Below are 16,797 nucleotides of genomic sequence, written 5' to 3'. Positions count from 1 at the left end.
AATGAATAATTTGTTTTTGCTGTGTTTCTGGTTTTGGTTCGTGGGAATACTAGTTTGTGTTAATACATTAGTCCCAATACCATGATGAAGTCAGAAATTAAAGATATTCGTCCCTCAAAACACAAAGATGGCAGCTTTTATGGATTTATTGCCGCACTGGATAATGGAAATGATTACTACTTTGCAACGCAGGATATTTTAGAAAACCAGCCTATTAATCTTGGAGTAAAAGTAGAATTTGAACCCATTGAAGAAGGTGGAAAACGAAAAGCTCGTAATGTCCGTGTTCTTGAAGCTACTGTAAGTGAAGCAAAGCTGATCAAAAAGAAAAAAATTATCCCTGAGTTAGTTCAAGCACCTGAGGCAATCAAAACTTGTGAGGAATTAAAATCAAGAGTCCTTGCTCAAGTTGAAGTTTTATCTTCTATTACTGATCCTTATTTGTTCGAGGATGGAGTTTTTCTGTTACTGCGTTTATTGGGAATTCATACTGCTTACCAATATCCACGTTCAGAACAATCAGGAGAAGCAGATGGATTTTTCATGATCGAAAGCCTTGCTGTCATGTACGACTGCACACTCCGAGATAATTTTGAAAGCCGCAAGCAAACTCAGATAGAAAACTATAGGAATAGGCTTTCCCAGAAAACTCAACTCACTTTTGAGTTTCGTAAACCAGACGGTGGAGTGGGCAGAAAAACAGTACCTCTACCAGGAAAAAAGCAAGTTTGGATTATTACAAGAGGTGAAACTCGTGAGTTAGAAGATTTTGGAGGAATTAAAGTTAAAGAGATTGCCGTTGCTGACTTGTGTCAGGTTCTAGAGCGGAGACTTCGTGATATTGCTTATGATGTTGATCGTTTAGCAACTGATTTAACACTCATAGGAAATGCCTAATTAGTTATTTTTCTGCAAGGTGTAACAATTCTGGTACGGTGGGCTGATCGAAGCCGCTTGAATAAGATACAAGGCTCTTGGCAATCACTGACCAGGAACGTTATGCATCTTAGAGCTAAATTCCAACCGAAAGATAAAGTTATGCAAGCTAAATTTCAAGAGCAACTGTCTCTAGCTGATGCCGGAAGTAATTTTGGAACGTTTGCCTCAAAGGATTCGAGAAGCTCTATTTGCTCGTGGTGCTGAAATTGAATATCCAATTGAAGCTGTAATTGAGATGGCGTTCACGTAGTGTCTCTGAAAGAGAATCGCCAGTTTCTTAGATACGGAGGCATTAGGCTTTGCAGATTGCAAAGGCTTTGTTGCATGAAAGAAAAAAAAGACATATCAATCCTGCATTAGAGCAGAAGTTAGTTTTCCACTTTGTAACTGTCCGGCTTGCCCAACTGGATCATGCGATTAAGGGCAGCACATTGTAAAAATAACTCGACAGCCTGATTATCAAAAAAACGTCGTCTTAACTTACCACCAAAGATGATTTTGAGCCGAAAAATTGCATTTTCGGACGCATATCGGCGATGATAACCAGACTCTTGTTTCCACTGCTTATGTCCCACTTGGTTACAGTAGCGCAGGTTTTCATCTCTAGGATGCGGCTGTACCATCTCGTCTGGTTGTTGAATTTTGGCGTTGCTACGAGGTGGAATTGTGGCTTTGGCTCCTCGTTCGGCAATAGTGTCATAACAACCAAATGTGTCATAGCCACCATCACCAGAAACTTGCTCTATCGGCTTCACAATCTGCTCCAATATGTCAGGTAGTACCTCACAATCAGCTACATCATTAGTCGTTACAACCGCACCGAGAATTTCGCCACTGCTCTCATCAATTCCTAGATGCAACTTGCGCCACGTCCGTCGTTTTCCTACTCCATGTGTGCGGACTTTCCACTCGCCTTCACCATAGACTTTTACACCAGTTGAATCCACTACCAGATGAACAGGTTTGTCCTTTGGTATAACTGGCAGTTCCACAGACAGCTTGCTCAAACGACGAGATAGCGTGGAATGGTCTGGTACTTCTAGCTCAATTCCCATGAGCGTGAACAGCGATTCTAAAAACCCCTCTGCTTGTCGCCCTGGTAAATGAAACACTGACTGAATCGTTCCCATTGTGGCAATCGCCGTATCAGAGTAATAATTCGATGCTCCCTTTTTTCCTGTTTTCTGTTCGTTGTGCCACTGCTCGATTACTTCTTCATTCACCCAGAAAGTTATACTGCCTCGTTGCTTTAGTGCTGCATCATAGGCATTCCAATTCTTGACTTTGTACTGGGCTTTCGTTTTCATCTTTCAACGGCGGTGGGCAGAATCTATAGGTGATAAGTAAAATTTACCATCTTCCCTATTCATGCAACAACGCCGATTGCAAACCAGGACGTGGACAGTAAAGTAGTAACGCGTTATACCCAATACCTAATAACATTGCAGGAATTGCAAAACCGAGCATTGCAGTTGCCAATTAGCGATCGCTGCTTAAACAAGATAACAACAAGCGATCGCATTAACGACTATAAGAAAATAAAGAAGTTGCACATTTTCTCATCAGTGGAAGTTTCAACACTGCTAGATAATACAAAAGGCTACTACACAAGTTTCTTACAGATGCAACCAGTTATCTAACACTTGCTCTTGCAAGCTATCTTACTTTATTTTTGATGTAGTCTTTTGTGTTGAGAATTTTTTGGGCATCCTAAACCTAAACACTAATCTTTGCTGCCCCATGCTTATCCAGTTTAGGAATACCCTTGTCAAACAGTGGTCTACAATATGCAATTATTTTAACAAAAAGTACCCTAACTCACTGACTCACAAAACGCTGATCAATATGACTCTACGAGTCACAGGGGTCATACTCGTATCGGCGGGGGTCAGCTATGTTCATGTCATCTCTAATTTGGAAACCCAAACCCAAAAGCAGCTAGAAAAATACATTGGCGGTCGAGGAAAGCAAGAAAGCAGCACCTTTCAATTGGCGCATGATAATCTGCTACTGCTGCGCGAGCAACTTTTGTTCAGACTCAAGCAACCCATAACAATTAATCTCCAAGCGGAATTCAAGCGACATTATTTCCGGTGGAACGATGGAACCTGGCGCAATTTTCCGCAAAATCGATCGCCCAAAGAGTTTGATTCGGTTCGATATACCGGAGTATACATTGGGCGCAATGTGCAAATTACTCAAGAACTACAACATCGCTTGCTAATGGCTGACCCCTTAGTTAGTGCCTACGGACTGGCGTGGTCGAATCGATTTGTCGATACCTATTTCGTTATGCCAGAAAATGCGGCGGTTACTTATTGGAAAGGGATACCGCTTGTATTGGAAGCACCTCCTGATGTGTATAATCCGGAGCAAGAATATTTCTATATTGCTGATCCTACCCATAACCCTTCTCGGCTACCCAAGTGGACAGGCGTTTATCTCGATCCAAGTATTAACGTCTGGATGGTTTCAGGAATTTTACCTGTATATGATGGCGATCGCTTTTTGGGCGTTGTGGGTCATGATGTGGTGTTGAATGAATTGATGGAGCGCACAATTAAAGATCAGTTACCAGGCACTTACAATCTAATTTTTCGGGCTGATGGGCGCTTAATTGTTCACCCCCAACGCACGGCAGAAATTCAGCAATCCCAAGGTCAACTCAATATTGATAAGATTAACGATCCTCATCTCAAACGCATTTTTCAGTTAGTCACCAACGCTCAATCAGTGACTCACGTTCTGGAAAATACCCAAGACCGTGAATATTTAGCAATTACTCGCCTTGCAGGCCCAGAATGGTATTTTGTGACAGTTTATCCCAAATCACTGCTATCAGAACAAGCTTGGAACACGGCTCGATTTATCTTAACTTCCGGTGCAGTGGCACTGTTGATTGAAGTGTTGTTACTTTTGTCGGTGTTATATCAACAAATTACCAAACCCCTCCAGCAACTCACCATTGCGAGCAACCAACTTGCCAAAGGTGATTTTGAGATTGATCTGGATACCTCACGGCGAGATGAATTTGGTCAACTCGCAAGTTCTTTCAACAGTATGGTTAGTCAATTAAAGGCTTCCTTCACCCAGCTAGAACAAGCTAATAATGAATTAGAGCAACGAGTTGAGGAGCGCACAAAAACATTAAAACAGACCGTGCAAGAACTACACCGTACTCAAGCACAGATGGTACAAAGTGAAAAAATGTCAGCCTTGGGACAAATGGTAGCGGGAATTGCTCACGAAATTAATAATCCGATCAACTTCATTCATGGCAATCTTACCCATGTCAATACTTACACACAAGACTTGTTGAATTTAGTGTGGGTTTACCAACAGAATGTACCTCATCCTCCAGAAGTTGTTCAAGCACAGTTAGAAGAAACAGATCTCGACTTCATTAGTCAAGATCTGTTCAGTTTGCTGCAATCAATGCGAGTTGGATCTGATCGCATTCGAGAAATTGTCTTATCCTTACGCAACTTTTCTCGCTTAGATGAAGCAGAATTCAAAGCGGTGAATCTGCATGAGGGCATTGATAATACGCTGCTAATTTTACGTCATCGTTTAGAGGCAACCGTCGCTCGTCCTGCTATTCAAATTATCAAAGATTATGGTAATTTTCCCCTGGTAGAATGCTACGCTGGACAGATTAATCAAGCGTTTCTGAATATCTTGAGTAATGCAATTGATGCTCTGGAAGCATCTAACACAGGGAAAGATTATAAAGTTATTGAAGAATCTCCAAATATTATAAACATATCTACAAAGTTGACTCAAGAGAATTACGTTCAGATCATCATCTCCGATAATGGTGTAGGAATTCCAGAGCAGATCCAATCAAATATCTTTGATCCATTTTTTACGACCAAACCTGTTGGCAAAGGAACAGGATTAGGACTCTCTATCAGCTATCAGATTATTACAGAGAAACACAACGGTAAATTATTCTGTTATTCCATGCAAGGACAAGGAACCCAATTTATCATAGAAATCCCAGTTCACCACTAACGAACAGCGACTCGCGACTCGCGATCGCAGTTGTCCGCCTATACAATAATCTGCATGGAAGAACATAGAACATTCTTTTCTAGGCTAATATTTCCACAGTGTTAGCGATCGCTTCATAAATCTATTTTTGCAACTCGCTAACTTGCTTTTCTAATTAATTTCAGCAAAAATAATTTTCTTTATGGAAATTTATTTAACCCAACGCTTTGATCATACCAAAAGAAAGCATGTCAAACAGCTAATCAAACAGTAATATCTGCCGAGTAATACCATTTCACCAAATAAATGATCCAAATAATTTCTCCTCTGCTCACGCCAGTCGCTACAAGTCGGGAAACCCGCCCAACGCGCTGGCTCCCCTGCGGCCTATTTGTATCAAACTTAAAGTGAAACGGTATAAGGCATTCTGTGATTTTGTTTTGCTAGTTTTCAGGATATTTAAGCCCCTCTCCGCGTCGGAGAGGGGTTGGGGTGAGGTTCATGAATTCAGGTTAATTCTTAACGCCTGCCCAAACAGTCAATGGTTTACCAACTTGCTTGTAAAGTAAACTCTCTAAAATTACACCATTATTGTTAGCTGTGAGAGATTTATTTGGCTGACGTAGATATTCGTATAAGCCGTTGTACCAACCTTTATCAGATTTTAGTTTGGTGAAAACTGTATCAGCGAGAGAACTTGTGTAATCAGTGTTGTAAAGTACGTGCCAACCGATCGCAGCTTTGGCACTGAGAAAACGTAAATTATTATGCTGTGCTTGAGTATCGGTAATTGTCGCCCAAGGTTTACCATTCACAAATAAGCTGTTATAGACAAAGTAAGGGGGACGATCTAAATTGTCTTCTGTCAGGGCAGTTAATTCTTGTGTGGCTTGATAACGCGCTGCTTGAGCAGCTAAAATTCTATCAGCGTAAGCTTTTGGTAGTGCTTGAAATCCTGTTTCTATGCCATCAAGAATATAAGGTTCACTGAGGACGTAGTTATTCCCCCCAGAGTTATTCGCGTCCCGGCGATCGTAGGGAATGCCTTGACCGTAAAGATTCACAAAGGCCGTATTTGACTGATAATCTAAGGCTTGTTTGACATCTAAACCCCACAGTTTCAAACCGTAGGCGGCGTAGTTTTCATAGCCCAAGCGACCTTCTTGGTTATACTGTTCTTTACCTTGAACAACAGATGTACCGTACATTTGTCCGTTTTTTGTCAGGCGCTTGACTTTCCAGTGTTGCCAAACAGCTTGTACAGGCGATCGCATTTTCGGATACTTGGCTTCGACAATTTTCAGCCAAATCGCCATTCGTCCCAAATCAATCGCTGACCAACCAATTTCTTCTTGTTTATCTAGCTGACCGTAATTCACCGGGATGAGAGTTTGGGCGTTGTAGACTTTGTTCGGCAGTTCACCTTTATATAAAGGTAGGGATGCGAGAGTCTGCAACATCCGAGTCATCTTCACTTCAAATTCTTTGGTGGTAATAATGTTGAGTTCTTTCGCACTCACCAAAGCGGCGATCGCAGCTGCTTGATCCCAAATAGTGACAGATGCAAAACCATCCGCAGAATTCACTAAGCCAGTTTTATCATTCCAGTTATGTTGGAAATATAACCAAGCCTGACGCGCAGCTGCTATGTCAACTGCATCCAGTTTTTTGAATCCAGGCGTAATAAAAGGTGTTTTGCTTACTAGTTCACTAGGAGTAATTGGCGTTCCTGGTGAAACTACAGAGTTAGCATCCAGCTTGGCTACTTTTTGCGCTTGTGTTTTCAAGTTTGCTGTAGAAGTAACAGTTTTAGGTGTTGATACTGCTGTAGTTTGTGTCTTTTGAGCAAGATGTCCAGACCAAAAATTTAAACCTGCGATCGCAATTACCGCCGTCACCACCCCTCCGACAGAAGTAAGGATGGATAAGCCTTTTGGCGGTGGTTGAAAGTCAGAACTCATGCTTTCTAAAGCCTTATTTTGTAAATCATTTTTGCTGTTAAAGTCTTAACAACTTCATTTTTCCCTGCTTTCAGCGCTAACTAACATCCTTTTCAAAGTTAAAATTTGACACGAAGCTGTCCTGTGAAAGAGTTACCACTGTAGGCACTTCCCCCTGTGTTCTGATTCCGCACATTAGTAAAGCCATAGTCAAGATCGGCTTCTAATTGGGGCGAAAGCTTGGCTGTACAGCGAGATTCATAACCATAAGCGTTATCAAATTCTCCATTCAGGCGTTGCTGTCCTACAGTTGCAGACAGGCGACAACGCAAGAAACTAGTAATTTCTCCTTCCCAAGCCACTTCTGCGTTGTATACCAAAAAATCTGGGGGAGAAAAATAGCCATTTGTGGTTTCTACATTGCGATCGTAACTCCAGTTGAATAAGTTAGCCACTAAAGAAAATTGTCCTAACTTGCGTTCTAACCGACTGAACGATTGAATTTCCGCGTTCCCATCGTTGTAGTTACCCAAGCGCAAGGAAGAGAATAAACTCGTATCTCGATTAATCTGCCAATATAAATCAGGGCCAAAGCGCCAAGCCGTAATTTGATTGTCTAAAGTAAGAGCATTAAATTTATAAGGACTTTGGTCTAAGTTGGCTGATATAGTTAAACCCGACAGTAACTTTCCAGTGGAGGACACTTTCGGCGGGACAATTGGGATTTCAACTTTAGTATGGAAATTGATCGCTGTGGGTAAGCGATCGAAAACATCAACCCCGGCTGCTGTTTGTAAAGTTATTTGGCCAATTTTTCCTTGCCAACCAATTTGTAAAGGAATATTACTAACTGATTCCACACCTCGTTGTTCAAAAAAATCAAAGCCTGTTTTGAAAAATATTTTATTCCCATTAGGCGATCGCCACTGAAATGTGGGTTCAATAAACAAATTACGTTGACCGAAATTATCTGTATCATTCCGAAAGTTAGTCTGAATCCCTTCTAACACTGCAAATGGCTTAACTGGTTCTGAAGGAGTTGATACTGGAGGTGGACTAGGCTTTGGTGGTAATGGTGGCGGTACACGCAAACCAGGATTAAAATTTTCAGGCGCAGCAATCAAAATGGGTGCTGTGTCTAATTGCTTAAGCAATCTTATTTCATCATTTTCTTCGGACTTGCTAATTGAGTTTACTTGTTCTTTCAATCCTGAGAGTAAAGCCAAACTTTGATACGTTTGAGCAGCTTGTGAATTAGCTCCTGATAAAGTCCAAAAGCTCAATATCAAAATTAATTTTCCTGGAATATGTTGAGAAATCCAAATCCAGTTTGTGTAAAAATTACCGCGAAACCCAAAATTGTAACATCTAAATTCATCTGTCATTAGTCAACACTACAATTTAATACAGAAAAAGTTACCAACCAATTATTTGGTAGCAACTAAATTTCTGAGACTTGGCATTATAATTCCCAATAAATTACTCTTATCAAGCCACGTAACTCATGAAGTTGTAAAAAGTTCAATGCAACTATATAGCTTTTCCGACTCTGGTGAGGTATAAAATTACCCCTCCCCAACCCTCCCCTTGCCAAGGGGAGGGTTGGGGAGGGGTGTATTTTATGTGCTTGGAAATTGCTATATCAGGACTTACGCACCAAAATTGTCTGTGGGGATTGGGTGTAGGGGTGTAAGGGTTTTGAATACTGCACCCTTACCCTTACACCCTGCTCTAAAACCTTAATTTTCCGTTTTTTTGCGTAAGCCATATAAGCTTTTTGACTTTTGACTTCCCCCTTGCTAATTTTCTATTCAGCCCTCATCACTTTGCAATACTTAATGTTCGACAAACTAACAATTAGGCTTTCATGATATTGTGTTTTACAGCACATATTTTTTGAGTCTATATGTGTAAACTGTATATGCTGAGTCAGACTACTACATATATTTGTGGTTGTTTGATCGCCAAGCAACAGCAAAACTAGTAATGCTGTGATATTAACCTGACTTACAGTTTGGTTATTTAATTTCTTGTAGAGCAATTAATCGGCTTCTGCAAACAAGTTTGGTTGTTGAAAGAGCATTTCATTACTACATCCAGTGTCTGGCAAGAGGTGAACACCGCAATGCCTGATACAAATTCCGTAAAGCTTTACAAGAAAAAATTTTATTGATCTGCCATTCGAGTAGTTTTTGAGCAGACATCAGCGGTTAAAAGCCTAATCTTGTCACTGTCTCATCAGTAACTTGCCATATAACCATGCACATTTAACAAAGATGATCAGGTTCCGGCAAAAGTGAATATATGAGTTTTGACTAGTTAGGAATTAGCCAACTTATCGTAGCGTCATTTATTTGACTGACGTTGCACAAACAGCCTTTAGCTATACGCATAGAAAAGAAAAAAGCAGATGAGCAAAACACGCAAGTTTCGTTTAGGTGCATTTATTCAAGCCACTGGACATCATGTTTCCGCATGGCGGCACCCCGATTCACAAGCAGATGCTGGGTTTAATTTTGAGCATTACAAAGAAATTACCCAGACCGCCCAACGTGGCTTGTTCGATGCAGTTTTTCTGGCAGATAGCCCAGGAGTTTGGGGTGGCGCTCCAGAAACACAAAAACGCAATGGTAAACTTGTGCATTTTGAGCCAGTCACGCTCTTTTCGTCCTTGTCTTCTGTAACTCAAAACATTGGCTTCATTGCTACCGCCTCGACTACTTACGAAGAACCTTACACCCTCGCACGTAAGTTTGCCTCGCTGGACTACCTAAGCAACGGCCGAGCAGGCTGGAATGTAGTCACCACAGGTAATGAAAACGCCGCCGCAAATTTTGGCTTGCAACATCACCCAGAACATAGCCAACGATATGAACGGGCTGAAGAATTTGTCGAAGTAGTCAAAGGTCTGTGGGATAGCTGGGACGATGATGCTTTTATCCGTGACAAAGAATCGGGGATTTATTTTGATCCCGATAAACTACACATACTCAACCACCAAGGCAAACATTTTTCCGTCAAAGGCCCTTTAAACGTTGGTCGTCCGCCTCAAGGTTATCCTGTCATTGTCCAGGCTGGAGCCTCGGAAGCCGGAAGAGACTTAGCAGCACGTACCGCTGAAGTCATCTTCACCGCCAATCAAACCCTCGCTGATGCCCAAGAATTTTATGCTGATGTTAAAGGTCGGTTGGCGCAATATGGGCGCTCTCCAGAGGATCTGAAAATCATGCCTGGAGCTTTCCCCATCATTGGCCGCACTGAAGCAGAAGCCCAAGAAAAATACGAATTTCTGCAATCGTTAATTCATCCTGATGTAGCTTGGGGTATTTTAAAAACCTATTACAAAGGTGTCGATCTGTCGAAATATTCCTTAGATGATCTAGCCCCCGAACTGCCCAACGAAACCAACAACAACAAGAGTCGTCTAAAACTAGTCAAAGATTTGGCAACTCGTGGCACTCTAACACTCCGCCAGTTATATCTTGCTCTGGCGACTGCGCGGGGTCATCGCACCATACTTGGTACTCCAGAAACCATTGCCGACCAACTAGAAGAATGGTTCACCAATGGTGCCGCAGATGGCTTTAATATCATGCCGCCCGTCTTACCTACAGGGTTGGATGACTTCGTGAACTTAGTCGTTCCCGTCCTCCAAAAACGCGGACTATTCCGCACCGAATACGAAGGTAGTACCTTACGGGAAAATCTCGGTTTGCGTCGTCCAGTCAATCGTTTTGTTACCAAACAACTGGATGAAAGATTAGTTTTAGCGTAAATAAGTTTTTCATGTATGCACAAGGTTTACCTGAAGCATAAATCAAGGTTTTAGAGATGGTTAAACCACACCTTTTAAAGAAATCCTTCTGTAGATCTCCACCCTACAGAACTTGAAAATCCTAGTCATTAGTTAATGGTATTTACGAAGGACTAATGACAAAGGAAAATTCTCCGCTCCATTGGATGGAAAAAACTGTGATTTTTTGAAGGAAAAAATATGACTGAATATAGCAGATTGAAAACTTCTCCCTCTGCCGCAATCAGAGCCACTCTTGATTATCCAGTAATCGATACTGACGTTCACACTAATGATTTCACCCCAGCTTTTGAAGATTACATTGCTAAGTACGGCGGGTCAAAACTGGTAGATGAATTACGCAAGGCAGAATCTTCTCGGCTGAACTCTAAGAGCAATGGTAAAGACTGGTATCAACAAACTCCAGAGGAACGTCAATACAACCGCACAATTCGATCGCCTTGGTGGGCGAGAGTCACCCGCAATACTCTAGACCTCGCTACTTACACTTTGCCTGCACTACTCTATGAACGCCAAGCAGAGCAAGGTTCAGACTATTCGGTATTGTTTCCGAATAATGTGCTTGCACCTGCTGGAGCCAGCCCAGAAAACCGTCAGGCATTGCAACGAGCGGTGAATCATTACCACGCTGATATCTATCGCAAATATAGCGATCGCTTGACACCTGTAGCTGGTATCCCGATGGGTAATCCTCAAGAAGCCATTGAGGAGCTAGAATTTGCTGTAAAAACACTAGGTTTAAAAGTAGCAAATATTCCTGGTGGCGTGAAACGACCAATTAAGGCGATCGCGGATAAATATCCCGCAGATAAATTCCCCGAAATCGCCAGATATGCTTCTTACATTGACTTCTATGGATTAGATAGCGAATACGACTACGATCCATTCTGGGCTAAGGCTGTGGAATTGGGTGTGCCAATTACTACCCACTATGGTAGCCAAGGTTGGACGGGACGCTCTTCCATCAGTAACTATATGAACAACCACATCGGTCACTTTGCCGATGGTTCCCAAGCATTTGCCAAGGCGTTGTTCTTCGGCGGTGTTACCAGACGTTTCCCTCAGTTGCGTGTGGGGATGCTGGAAGGTGGTGCAGATTGGGGCGCTCACGTCTACATTCATTTAGTAGACCGCTTCTCCAAGCGCAATCTCAAAGCACTGCAAAACTACAATCCAGACCTCACCAATGCAGATGAGTTGTTCGAGTTGTTTGAGCGTTTCGGTGGCGAGATTACTGAAGGATATTCCCTCAGTAAAGAAGAATTAACCAAGACTGTACTCGGTTCTTCCTTTAGCCGTCATAGCCGTGCGCCAATTGGTAGCGAACTGGAAGATTTTGCTGCGGCTGGAATTGAAACCATTGAAGACATCCGCGATCGCTGGGTGAATAGCTTCTTCTTTGGTTCTGAATCTGATGATCGCACCATCGCCGCAGCATTCAACAACCGAGCTAATCCCTTGGGTGTGAAGATTAACGCCATCTATTCTTCTGACGTGGGTCACTGGGATGTACCCGACCTCACCTCCCCATTGGCTGAAAGCTGGGATCTCGTGAAAGAAGGCGTAATTTCTGAAGACGACTTCAAAGCTTACGTATTTGGCAATCCCTACAAGTTCTATACCGAAGCTAACGCCAATTTCTTCAAGGGTACAGCCATTGAATCGAAGGTAGGTAACATCGAATCTACACAAGTAGATAAGAGTTTGGTCGTGGTTTGAAGAATTCAGAAGTCAGAATTCAGGAGTCAGAATACAATCAGTGGGGGATTCAGACCCGCCACTGATTGTAGAACACCAAATCAGAGATTTGGCTCCGTGCTTAAACCCATTTATACTCCTACGGAGAAGCAAGCTACATCCACCAGCGATGCACTGAGCCGGTCGAAGTGTCGCACAGAATTCAGTATGAATTCTGGCTCCTGACTACTGAATTCTGTTTGATAAGGGACTGTCAACATCCAAAGAAAGCCTCTCTAATCCTTTAATTCTTGTGGGGCGGGCAAAGATTGCCCACCCTGAATCTAGGAAACCCCACAAGATGTTTCTTACCTAAATACATACTTCAGGAGTCAAAACTATGGCTATCGAACAACGCTCCGGTTTATTGCCTTATCTGTTCTCGGCTGTTTCTGAAGATGCTAACAAACCTGCGCCTTTAGTATTGTTTTTGCATGGCGCACGCGATCGCGGTAATGATTTAAATGTGCTGCTGAAATGGGGTTTACCTCGGTTTGTGAATGAATCAAGCTCTTTACCTTACTTCTTTTTAGCGCCTCAACTTCCTGAAGGGCAGACTTGGGTAGAGCGAGAATCAGATGTCATTGCTTTGTTGGATAATTTTATCGCCTCCCGTTCCATCGACCCGTCCCGTGTGATTATCTCTGGGTTCAGCCTGGGAACGACTGGGGCTTGGCATATCGCTGCTTCCCATCCTGGTCGCTTTGCTGGTTTGGTAGCGGTGTCTGGTCGTGTTCCTCAAACCTTAGAATCGAAGCAACTAGATGCACTCAAGGAAATTCCCATCCAAATATTCCAAGGTGCTAAGGACGAAAAACTCTCAATTGAGAGTACACAGCAGATTGTGGATACCTTGCGCGGACTAGGTGGAACAGTGGATTTTACGGTACTACCTGAAGGTGATCACTTTATTGCCGATGAAGTTTACACTGACTTGAAATTGCAACAGTGGCTGATTTCACAGAGCCGTCGTGCATCTGTAGCTGTTTGAAGTGAAGTGTATATCTAGAAACTCAGATGTTATCACTCTTACGGTAGACATTTTTATCCAAGATCAAAATCAGTAAGTATTTGCGTGAGGTGAAAAACAAAATTATGACTATCATACTTAATTCTAAGTAAAAATCGTAAAATTTCAGTTGACTCATGTCAGACTCTCGCAAAGAAATCAGAATTTGTTTTATTGGTGAGTCATTCGTCAATGGCACAGGTGATCCAGAGTTTCTCGGTTGGACAGGTAGAGTATGCCGCAATGCTGAATTAAAAGGATATGCAATCACCCACTACAACTTGGGAGTGCGGGCTGAGACAAGTCGTTATCTCAAACAACGTTGGTACTCTGAAGTTTCCTATCGTCTTCCGCGTGAATATGATGGTCGAGTAGTCTTTTCTTTTGGGGTAAACGATTCAGGATGGGCAGGTAAAAAGCAAGGAATCGAACTTTCAGAATCTATTGCAAATGCTCGCAGCATTCTGACTGAAGCAAAACAAATTTATCCTGTCTTGATGGTAGGCCCGCCCCCATGTGGTGATGTCGAGCAAGAGAAAAGAAATCAAATTATCGCAAATATGTCACAGGAATTTGCCTTGGTTTGTGATGAATTAGATGTTCCATATCTCGATGTATTTTCCAGTTTATTGAAATCACCAATCTGGCTAACAGAAGCAAAAGCTAATGATGGCGCTCATCCAAAGGCAAGTGGTTATGGAGAATTTGCAACGCTCGTCCAAAACTGGGAAGGTTGGTTAAATTGGTTCACATCTTAGTCACTGCATCATATACGCATTCTATTTAACGCCGTGCAACTTTATCTCAAACCTAACCCCCAGCCCCTTCCCTACAAGGGAAAGGGAGCAAGAATCAAAGCCTCTCTCCGTTGCGGGGCTGTGGTATACACACAAATAAATGTTCGTTAAGTGCATCTGTCCCGCCTCGGAATTCATTCCGAGTCTCATAGCGTAAGTCATCTTCAGATGACTCAACCAAAAATCTCTTCCAGTCCACGCTTTGTGGACTTTGGCTATGAGCCTGGAACTTTAGTTCTAGGCGGAATACGGTTTCAGACTGCAAATTCTCGACTTGTGTGTACACGGTAGCCATTGCGGGAAGAGGAATGGAAGTGGGGTTTCAAAAATAAGTCGCACATCGCGTTATCGAGGAATGCCAACACTTTTTCACTCAGCAACTTTTAATTAACAACATCACTATGACATTACCAACTACTAAGCTTGGTCAAACCGGATTGACTGTTTCCCGCCTTGTTCTAGGCACAATGACCTTTGGGTTGCAGACTGATGAAGAAACTTCGATTAAAATTCTCGATACTGCGGCTGAGGCGGGAATTAACTTTTTAGATACAGCCGATGTTTATCCCCTTGGGGGTGGATTACCTACTGCTGGACGTACCGAAGAAATTATTGGGCGCTGGTTAAAAGGGAAGCGCGAACATTTTATTTTGGCTACCAAGGCTGTTGGCAAGGTTGGCCCTGCACCTTGGGATCAGGGAGCTTCACGCAAACATATTTTAGATGCGATCGATGCTTCCTTAAAAAGATTAGGAACTGATTATGTTGACTTGTATCAATTGCATTCTGATGATGCGTCAACTCCGCTTGATGAAACACTAGAAGCACTAGATACAATAGTTCGGGCGGGGAAAGTGCGTTACATCGGAGTTTCTAACTACTTAGCTTACCGTCTTGCTCGTGCTTTGGGTCGGGCTGATGTACGAAATTTAACTCGCTTCGTCTCAATTCAACCCCGCTACAATTTGTTATTCCGTGAAATTGAGCGAGAATTATTACCTCTGGCGAAAGAAGAAGGACTGGGTGTCACTCCTTATAATCCTTTGGCGGGTGGTTTGCTGACAGGGAAACATAATTTTACTCAAGGCCCCACCGCTGGTACTCGTTTTACCTTGGGTACTGCGGCCGAACGTTATCAAGAGCGTTACTGGCGCGATCGCGAGTTCAATACTGTGGAAGAATTACGCACAGTGGCGGATCATGCTGGTTTATCTCTGACAACCTTAGCCTTAGCTTGGGTGTTGGCAAATCCAATTATCACAGCCCCCATCATTGGCGCGAGTCGTCCCGAACAACTAAGTGACAGTCTCAAGGCTTTGGAAGTAACACTTGACGACAATTTAAAACAAAAACTCGACGATATTACCGCCGAATACAGAAGAGGCGATTCTCTGCGTTAGCAATTCCCATCTCATGATTGCAACAAATGAAGTTCCCAAAATCTGATGAACTAATTCTTCCATCATCCAAAATTTAAAATCCAAAATTCAAAATGGAATTAGCTTATGATTAAACGCCGTCGTTTTCTCAATGTTGCTACATCAAGTCTAGGTGGTTTTTCGATGGCATATCTGTTGGGAAGTTGTAGCCAACAAAGCCAACAGAAAGTCATAAATAGTTCCTCTTTCTCGGATATTAAAACGAAAGTTCTCCGCATGGGTTATCAAAGTGCAGGGGATTTAGTGCGAAATCGGAAAGTTTTAGAGAAACGCTTGGAACCATTGGGAATTAAGGTAGAATGGGCGCAATTTGTCCAGGGGCCGCAACTCATGGAAGGGATGCGTGCTGGCAAAGTTGATGTGGGATCAGTGGGCGAAACACCACCAATTTTTGCTCAAGTGGCTGGGACAGAACTTGTTTATGTCGTTGGTACACAAAGAACTGCTACGACAGGCACAAGTAGTGTGATTGCTGTACCACCAGAGTCTCCGCTGCGGAAGTTTGAGGAAATTAAAGGGCAAGAAGTATATTTTCAAAAAGGCTCGGCATCACACTATTTTATTCTCAGAGCTTTGCAGTCCATTGGCTTGACAATCAAAGATATTAAAATCAAGAGTCTGCCAACTATCGAAGCACGGGCGGCTTTTCTGGAAGGGAGGATTCCTGTGTGGATGACAGGAGATCCACATTATGCGATCGCCGAAAAGTTAGGTCGAATTCGTGTCCTCAGAGATTCTGTTGGGTTAGATTCACCAGGGAGTTACTACATTGCTGATAGAAAATTTGCCGAAGCAAACCCTGGCTTGCTCAAAATTATTATTGAGGAACTTCATGTTTTAGATAAGTGGTCAGAACAGAATCGAGGTGAAGTTGCCAAATTAATGATCACGGAACAAAAGCTGGATGAAGATGTGGTGGCTAGAGTCATGTCTCGCCGGACTTTTGCCGGACGCAGAGGTCTTAGCCCAGCCCTAATTGCCGAACAACAACGTGTCGCAGATTTATTCTTTGAGGCGGGTGTGATCCCCAAGAAAATCAATATTCAAGAAGCCTTACTTCCGGCTGAGTTATATGCAGCAATCACACCGCAAGAAATTATGGTTTAGTCCGAATTACTAATAATTTTTT

General features: G+C 42.6%; 13 protein-coding genes. 9 read left to right on the top strand and 4 right to left on the bottom strand.

Going from position 1 to position 16,797, the window contains the following annotated elements; translation table 11 throughout:
- The first annotated feature begins 81 nt into the window (after positions 1–81).
- A complete protein-coding gene (locus IQ244_RS14810) occupies positions 82–897 on the top strand; it encodes a hypothetical protein (RefSeq protein WP_193895266.1) in 816 nt (271 codons plus the stop codon).
- Between the two features lie 410 nt (positions 898–1,307).
- Here IQ244_RS14810 and IQ244_RS14805 read toward each other — a convergent pair whose 3' ends face one another.
- Positions 1,308–2,246, bottom strand: a complete 939-nt coding sequence (locus tag IQ244_RS14805) for an IS5 family transposase (RefSeq protein WP_193895264.1) — start codon at positions 2,244–2,246, stop codon at positions 1,308–1,310.
- Positions 2,247–2,336: 90 nt separating this feature from the next.
- Between IQ244_RS14805 and IQ244_RS14800 the strand changes: the two genes are divergently transcribed.
- Entirely contained in the window at positions 2,337–2,579 is a 243-nt protein-coding gene (locus tag IQ244_RS14800) for a hypothetical protein (RefSeq protein WP_193895262.1), read from the top strand.
- Positions 2,580–2,784: 205 nt separating this feature from the next.
- The gene (locus IQ244_RS14795; protein WP_193895260.1) at positions 2,785–4,953 is read left to right on the top strand and encodes an ATP-binding protein; all 2,169 of its coding nucleotides are present in this window, start codon (positions 2,785–2,787) and stop codon (positions 4,951–4,953) included.
- 491 nt (positions 4,954–5,444) lie between these two features.
- Here IQ244_RS14795 and IQ244_RS14790 read toward each other — a convergent pair whose 3' ends face one another.
- The gene (locus tag IQ244_RS14790; protein WP_193895258.1) at positions 5,445–6,893 is read right to left on the bottom strand and encodes a DUF3131 domain-containing protein; all 1,449 of its coding nucleotides are present in this window, start codon (positions 6,891–6,893) and stop codon (positions 5,445–5,447) included.
- 98 nt (positions 6,894–6,991) lie between these two features.
- Positions 6,992–8,257, bottom strand: coding sequence for a hypothetical protein (locus IQ244_RS14785; RefSeq protein ID WP_193895256.1), 1,266 nt, complete (start codon positions 8,255–8,257; stop codon positions 6,992–6,994).
- A 1,025-nt stretch (positions 8,258–9,282) separates the two neighbouring features.
- On the opposite strand from IQ244_RS14785, the gene IQ244_RS14780 reads away from it, so the two are divergent.
- From IQ244_RS14780 to IQ244_RS14765, 4 genes are all read left to right on the top strand, one after another.
- Complete coding sequence (locus tag IQ244_RS14780) at positions 9,283–10,647, top strand: LLM class flavin-dependent oxidoreductase (protein WP_193895253.1); 1,365 nt, start codon at positions 9,283–9,285, stop codon at positions 10,645–10,647.
- 219 nt (positions 10,648–10,866) lie between these two features.
- Positions 10,867–12,405, top strand: a complete 1,539-nt coding sequence (locus tag IQ244_RS14775) for an amidohydrolase family protein (protein ID WP_193895251.1) — start codon at positions 10,867–10,869, stop codon at positions 12,403–12,405.
- Positions 12,406–12,763: 358 nt separating this feature from the next.
- Positions 12,764–13,414, top strand: a complete 651-nt coding sequence (locus tag IQ244_RS14770; protein ID WP_193895249.1) for a dienelactone hydrolase family protein — start codon at positions 12,764–12,766, stop codon at positions 13,412–13,414.
- A 155-nt stretch (positions 13,415–13,569) separates the two neighbouring features.
- Positions 13,570–14,190, top strand: coding sequence for a GDSL-type esterase/lipase family protein (locus IQ244_RS14765; protein ID WP_193895247.1), 621 nt, complete (start codon positions 13,570–13,572; stop codon positions 14,188–14,190).
- A 94-nt stretch (positions 14,191–14,284) separates the two neighbouring features.
- Here IQ244_RS14765 and IQ244_RS14760 read toward each other — a convergent pair whose 3' ends face one another.
- Positions 14,285–14,524: a hypothetical protein gene (locus IQ244_RS14760; protein ID WP_193895245.1), complete on the bottom strand. Its 240-nt coding sequence runs from the start codon at positions 14,522–14,524 to the stop codon at positions 14,285–14,287.
- A gap of 106 nt (positions 14,525–14,630) precedes the next feature.
- On the opposite strand from IQ244_RS14760, the gene IQ244_RS14755 reads away from it, so the two are divergent.
- A complete protein-coding gene (locus IQ244_RS14755) occupies positions 14,631–15,629 on the top strand; it encodes an aldo/keto reductase (protein ID WP_193895243.1) in 999 nt (332 codons plus the stop codon).
- Between the two features lie 105 nt (positions 15,630–15,734).
- Positions 15,735–16,775, top strand: coding sequence for an aliphatic sulfonate ABC transporter substrate-binding protein (locus tag IQ244_RS14750; RefSeq protein ID WP_193895241.1), 1,041 nt, complete (start codon positions 15,735–15,737; stop codon positions 16,773–16,775).
- The last annotated feature ends 22 nt before the right edge of the window (positions 16,776–16,797 follow it).

Source organism: Nostoc sp. LEGE 06077, from assembly GCF_015207705.1.
Classification (GTDB): Bacteria; Cyanobacteriota; Cyanobacteriia; order Cyanobacteriales; family Nostocaceae; genus Nostoc_B.
This window is presented reverse-complemented; position numbering and strand designations above follow the sequence as displayed.